8 protein-coding genes are annotated in these 5421 nt (G+C 36.9%); 3 read left to right on the top strand and 5 right to left on the bottom strand.

The features are described 5' to 3' along the window. The 3 genes from AC3DU7_RS23820 to AC3DU7_RS23810 all read right to left on the bottom strand — a co-directional run. The coding region (locus AC3DU7_RS23820) for a ssl0294 family protein (protein WP_488041780.1) at positions 1-218 on the bottom strand (218 nt) is incomplete at its 3' end. Positions 219-417: 199 nt separating this feature from the next. Then, positions 418-1080 (bottom strand): phycobilisome degradation protein NblB, encoded by a 663-nt coding sequence (nblB, locus tag AC3DU7_RS23815; RefSeq protein ID WP_488041781.1) that lies wholly within the window; start codon positions 1078-1080, stop codon positions 418-420. Positions 1081-1182: 102 nt separating this feature from the next. Further along, entirely contained in the window at positions 1183-1641 is a 459-nt protein-coding gene (locus AC3DU7_RS23810) for a CBS domain-containing protein (protein WP_488041779.1), read from the bottom strand. A gap of 181 nt (positions 1642-1822) precedes the next feature. Here AC3DU7_RS23810 and AC3DU7_RS23805 point away from each other — a divergent pair, with 181 nt between their 5' ends. After that, positions 1823-2149, top strand: a complete 327-nt coding sequence (locus AC3DU7_RS23805; RefSeq protein WP_488041778.1) for a (2Fe-2S) ferredoxin domain-containing protein — start codon at positions 1823-1825, stop codon at positions 2147-2149. Between the two features lie 514 nt (positions 2150-2663). On the opposite strand, the gene AC3DU7_RS23800 is transcribed toward AC3DU7_RS23805, so the two are convergent. Beyond that, positions 2664-3587, bottom strand: a complete 924-nt coding sequence (locus tag AC3DU7_RS23800; RefSeq protein WP_488041777.1) for an alpha/beta fold hydrolase — start codon at positions 3585-3587, stop codon at positions 2664-2666. Positions 3588-4038: 451 nt separating this feature from the next. On the opposite strand from AC3DU7_RS23800, the gene AC3DU7_RS23795 reads away from it, so the two are divergent. Continuing rightward, complete coding sequence (locus AC3DU7_RS23795; protein ID WP_488041776.1) at positions 4039-4509, top strand: ATP-binding protein; 471 nt, start codon at positions 4039-4041, stop codon at positions 4507-4509. Positions 4510-4533: 24 nt separating this feature from the next. On the opposite strand, the gene AC3DU7_RS23790 is transcribed toward AC3DU7_RS23795, so the two are convergent. Continuing rightward, complete coding sequence (locus tag AC3DU7_RS23790; RefSeq protein ID WP_488041775.1) at positions 4534-4854, bottom strand: DUF6439 family protein; 321 nt, start codon at positions 4852-4854, stop codon at positions 4534-4536. A 54-nt stretch (positions 4855-4908) separates the two neighbouring features. On the opposite strand from AC3DU7_RS23790, the gene AC3DU7_RS23785 reads away from it, so the two are divergent. Continuing rightward, positions 4909-5316: a sll0565 family protein gene (locus AC3DU7_RS23785; protein ID WP_488041774.1), complete on the top strand. Its 408-nt coding sequence runs from the start codon at positions 4909-4911 to the stop codon at positions 5314-5316. Positions 5317-5421 lie beyond the last annotated feature (105 nt).

Below are 5421 nucleotides of genomic sequence, written 5' to 3'. Positions count from 1 at the left end.
TATTCTATAGTGATTGATTGAGGACCTTCACTTTTGTCACCATTTACTTCTGTATTTGAGTTAGTAGTGGCAGTATAACCATTCTGCTTCTCAAGCCAACTTTTGACTGGATCGTCATTAAGATTTAGTCGGAACATACCAGAGAAAAAACCTCCAAAAAAGGCAACTGGTTGTTCAATTAGTTCTTTTACAACTGGAGTTAGTTCATCTAAAAACATACAGTCTTTCCTCTCGCTAAAGAATATCTTTTTAATCAAATTAAATTATTCACTCGTATTCTAACGTATCGAATATGAAACTATCGTAGCGATCGCCTCAATTAACTTAATTAGCTTTAAGTAGAAGTATCTACAAAGGTTGTGAACTTATACAGTAACTTAGATCGGAAATTAATCAATCTTCTACTTTATGCTACAGTTAACCATTTTGGGCTGCCTTGGCCTCCTGCGCAACCTGCTCAAACCGATCGTTGGCTAACTGTGCGATAACTAACTCCGCTTGTGGCCCTCCTAATTTATGCAAAGCTTGTACGAGTCTATAACGTATTTGCCAATCACTATGGGTAGCAAAAGGTGTTAAGAAAGGAACAGCTTCTGGGTTCCCTAATTCCCCTAAAGCACTAATAGCTATAGTTTGTATCAGTTCATTATCTGACTTGAGAGCATCTTCTAGTAAAGATAATGCTCTTGGATCTCCCATTCCTCCTATTACTGCAACTATGCTCATTTTAACTAGCCATTCTGGAGTATTCTGGTATACCTGTTGTAGGTCGTCAAAAGTTTCAGTAAGTTGTAATGCCCCTAAAGCATCTGCTGCCGCTGCTTGGACATCTGGCTCGGGATCGTTTAGCAAACAGTCTCGCAATATTTCTTGGGATCTTGCTAAATCTTGTGTTCCTAAGCTTGACATTTGGCTAACTGCAGCATATCTAACACGAGTATCTTGGTCTTTGATTGAAGTTTGAATTAATTCAAAAGCGTTAGCTAAATCTATTTGACGTAATTGATTAACTCCACGCAAGCGATCGCCTAGATCCTCTGATATTAGTAGTTGCTGAATTGAATCTGGGGTAACACTCATTGCCATAAATTTATATTTTTTTATTTTCCTGGATTATCTAAGCTATAAACTAGAGTAGATTTTTGATCCCCTGCTATAGATTGATTTTTAATCAAATCAAATTTACTCGTTTGCCATAGCTCTAATAATATCCCCACGAGTTATTATACCAATCACTTTGTCATTTTCATCTAGTACTGGTAACCGATGAATATCACGATCGTGCATGAGTTTAGCTGCTGCTGAAAGTGATTTTTCTGGTGTAGTAGTTAGAGGATCTTTAGTCATTACCTCTTCCACAGTTTCTCCCAAAGCTTTATGAATTTGTTTTTCATAACGAGAAGGATTTTCTAGAAAAATCACACTATCCAGCAACATAATGTAAGGTGGAGGTGTAACCCCGCTTTCTTGCCACATCAAATCTGTTTCTGATACGATCCCGACTAATTTTTCATCTTCATTCACTACAGGCAGACCACTAATACGTTGCTCTGCTAATATTTTAATTGCCTCTTTTAGAGGCATTTCTGGCTTAACAGAAATTGGATTATTACTCATCACATCTGCTACTGTTTTATTCATAATTTACCTCAGATTTTTTTTCTAGTTGGAGTAACTATGAGAGCGTAAAAAAGTAAAAATTTTCCTTTTTAGTTTTGGCTTCAATAGTAATCATAAAAGAAAGTACAACATACTATAATTGCATCTTTCTCAAATCAAAGCTTACAATGTAGCATAAAGCTATATTAAGAATTTTTGACTAATGTCAACACCTGAAGGCCAAAAATTAGAAGTTTCTGCTGGCGATCGCTGTGTACTTGTCTGCCAAAATACGTCTTGTCTACGGCAAAATTCTCAAGAAGTCCTCAAAACCTTCATAGCTGAGACAGAAAATGTAGTTGATGTTAATATTAGAGCCAGCGGTTGTCTAGGTCAATGTAACACTGGCCCCACAGTAAAAGTTACCCCTGATGAAGTTTGGTATTACCGAGTCCAACCTCATGATGTCCCAAAAATAGTTACACAACATCTTCAGGGCAATGAACCTGTAGATAATATGCTTAATCCCAGGATTCATCCTCGTTTCTAGGAGTAGGGAGTAGGGATTAGGGAGTAGTTAAGAGTTAGGAGAAATTGGAGTTATAGAGTAGGTAGTCGTTCATAATGGTTTCTTGATTGTCTGCCATAGTTACCCCAAAATGCCCTCTTTTTGGAACCCAGGGCGACCTAATACCAATTTGATAAATACTTGCTACAAATAGCTAGGGTATTTATTCTAATTTAGAATTTAGAATGCAGAATGGATATATTTAATACCATTTTTGATATTTTAAATTACCTTTTTCGTGAAATAGACTTTATCTGAAAGTCTTTTTATGGTGCTTATTATTCGTAACATTATTTTTTCAAGATGGTATAACCCCTTGTACTTTTTCCAGACATAAAAAGGCTCTTTCCTTGATCTGTCAATGCCTTTAGATTAGATAGATCGGTAAGCCCTATATTAAATTTATTTTGTACAGGTGCTTAATTCAACTAACCTATTTCACAATTGATATAGCAGTCAAAGCAAAGCTTAAGAGATTACTTCTGAATTCTAACTTCTAACTTCTGACTTCTGACTTCTGACTTCTGACTTCTGATAACACCCATTCCTTAATTAATTTGTTAACTTGCTCTGGTACTTCATCATGAGGGCAATGACCTGCCTCTAAAAAGTACTCTGTTAACTGAGGATAATACTTACGAAACTGGGCACTTTTACTTTGAGCATTTATCCAAGGATCTCCTTTTCCCCACAACATGAGTAAGGGACATTTTAACTGACCTAACAGCACATCAATTTTTTCGCCAGATGGAGTTTTGAATATAGAAGCAAAAACTTTAGCTGCACCAGGATCGCAAGAAGGCCGATATATATCTTCTATTAGTTGGTCTGTAATAGCACTTTGATCTAAATAAACCTTCTGTAGTGTTTTTCTGATAGTGCTACGTCGTCGCGTCCATTGAAATAACAAAAAACTAGGCCAATCTTGTAAAAGTAACCACTTTGTACTTTGAGAAATAACTTTTCTCCACAAAGGAGGTTTGGCAGTAGGCTGAGATTCACTAAAAGGTCCAGCACTGTTCAGTAATATTAAACCTGTTGTGGAGGTTGGATATTCAGCTGCTACACACAATGCTGCATAACCTCCCAGAGAATTTCCTGCTAATACTGCAGGTTTACCAATTACTTCTGTAATAAAATCATTTAGTTGTTCTCTCCATAGCTGACCACTATATTGACAGTTTGCTTTTGTCGAACGTCCAAATCCTAGTAAGTCGATCGCCCAAACCTGAAAAAACTGGCTCAAATATGCAATATTTTTGCGCCAATGGTCTGTTGATGCTCCGAAGCCATGTATTAATAATATGGGTGGAGTTGCGGGATCGGACTTACCTGCACATACATAGTAAATATACTGATCCCGCCATTGCCAATAACTGCCAGGAAGTGAAGCTGTTATGGAGGCTGATTTAGTTAACATATATAAAATTTTGTTAAATTACATCAAGTATTGTATCAAAATTAAGACGGGATCAAATTATTTATAAAATATAGCGCTGTGCGCAGGCAACAGGCAACAGCTCATCTGGCAACAGGGGGAATAAATTGCCGATAACATAAGACTTTTAGCTATTGGGCAAATCCTGCAATTTGTAAATATACCAGCGCTCACTGCTATATTTCCCGTCAACAATAGAAAAAATCTAGGCCAGAAAAAAGAAACCTGTATCTACTGTAGATAATAGATATTAAATACTTTTAAGTAGAAAATATATATAAAATTTGCACTAATTTTGCTGAAGTACTTTATTTTTCTTAAGAGTTTTGATACTATAAAAATATGAAAGCAGGGATGCTCATTAAAGAAAAGATTTTTAATCGCACGAGGAGATTGACAAAGGTTTACTAAGAAAAGCTAGGGAGTTTTTTCAGTGATTGCTATCTCATCACGTCCACGTCTAATAGGTCAAAACTGGGTAACAATTAGCTTTGCTTCTACCCTGTATTTGTTTCCAATTCTCGATCTTTTACTGGCAGATGTTCCTAAACATTGGCATCCAGAACTACGACTAGGATTACAGGAAGCTTTGGTAAATTCTGCAAAGCATGGAAATAATTTAGACCCCAGTAAGAAAGTTTTTGTCCGTTTTTCAATTGTACAAGACCAGTATTGGTGGGTGATTTCAGACCAAGGCTCAGGTTTTAAACCACCTTGTAAATCAAACCAAAATCATAGGCAAGCAGCTTCCCCAGAAAATTATTGTGATGATGAAAAAGAATGCGGTCGAGGCATATACATCATCTACCAAGTTTTTGATTATGTTGAATGGAATTCCAAGGGTACAGAGTTAACACTATGCAAAAGAGTAAGAAATAACTCCAGATTACCCTTGGTTATATGAAGAATTTAAGTTAACTTCAACCGATTAATCCTTCTTTATCTTTACTCCATGGCCTGGACATGGGGGAGCTGAGATAGATCGATCTAACCAGCTAGTAGCTTGTTTGAGACGTTCGATCGCTTCAGTAGGCTGTGCCTTGATTAAAAAAACTAGGGCAGCTACAGTTAGCTCTAAGGCACGGACTTGGCGATTAGACTTAAGTCGATGCCAGTCTCTTTCTGTTATAGCAAGTTTTTGGGCTAAAGCTTGAGCTAGTTCTAATGTACTATACTCTTGTAAATCTCTTTCGTTAGGGGTACTGATTTTGTTAGTTGCGGTTGCAGAAGCTGAGTTAGAGTTAAGCATATTTTCCTAGATTAATGTTTTCAGGTAGAACTTACTATACTTAAGTATGCCAGCATGAATCCTCCTCCAGAACATTCTGAGACAAAAATAAATGATTCAAATTCTGCGCCAATTGATGGGGAATCAGAAGTGTCAGAGACTGATTTTGCACAAGCACTAGCAGAGGTAGAGCGTTCATTTACTGCTGTGAAAGAACGTTATTCTCAGGTTCAGTATTATCAGAAGCGAAAAGCAGAATTAAAGCATCGCTTAGAAGAAGTACGACCGGAAGTACGTCGCCAAAAAACTAATGAATTGAGAAAAGAGTTAGAACAGATACAGACAGAATTAGAAACAATAGAATTAAACCTAGAGAGTAGTTTATTTAGTTGGAATAGCATAAAAGAACCATTTTGGCAAGCTGTGAGATTTGGCGGTTTAGGAATTGCGATCGGTTGGTTATTAAAATCTTGTGCTGGATGAAGTTGGGTTTTTTGGTATGAAAATTTTGGGGTAGTCGCGCTCGCCTAATGCTAGATAGGAACAAAAAATTCTTGGTACGGGAGCAAGATGCTCCCACTGCTTTGT

The sequence above is a fragment of the Okeania sp. genome (genome assembly GCF_983059655.1).
This window is presented reverse-complemented; position numbering and strand designations above follow the sequence as displayed.

Excerpts from the sequence above, each read along its gene's own strand:
- AC3DU7_RS23785 (WP_488041774.1), top strand. The coding sequence starts at position 4,909 with ATGAATCCTCCTCCAGAACATTCTGAGACAAAAATAAATGATTCAAAT.
- AC3DU7_RS23800 (WP_488041777.1), bottom strand. The coding sequence starts at position 3,587 with ATGTTAACTAAATCAGCCTCCATAACAGCTTCACTTCCTGGCAGTTAT.
- AC3DU7_RS23790 (WP_488041775.1), bottom strand. The coding sequence starts at position 4,854 with ATGCTTAACTCTAACTCAGCTTCTGCAACCGCAACTAACAAAATCAGT.
- AC3DU7_RS23805 (WP_488041778.1), top strand. The coding sequence starts at position 1,823 with ATGTCAACACCTGAAGGCCAAAAATTAGAAGTTTCTGCTGGCGATCGC.
- nblB (WP_488041781.1), bottom strand. The coding sequence starts at position 1,080 with ATGAGTGTTACCCCAGATTCAATTCAGCAACTACTAATATCAGAGGAT.
- AC3DU7_RS23810 (WP_488041779.1), bottom strand. The coding sequence starts at position 1,641 with ATGAATAAAACAGTAGCAGATGTGATGAGTAATAATCCAATTTCTGTT.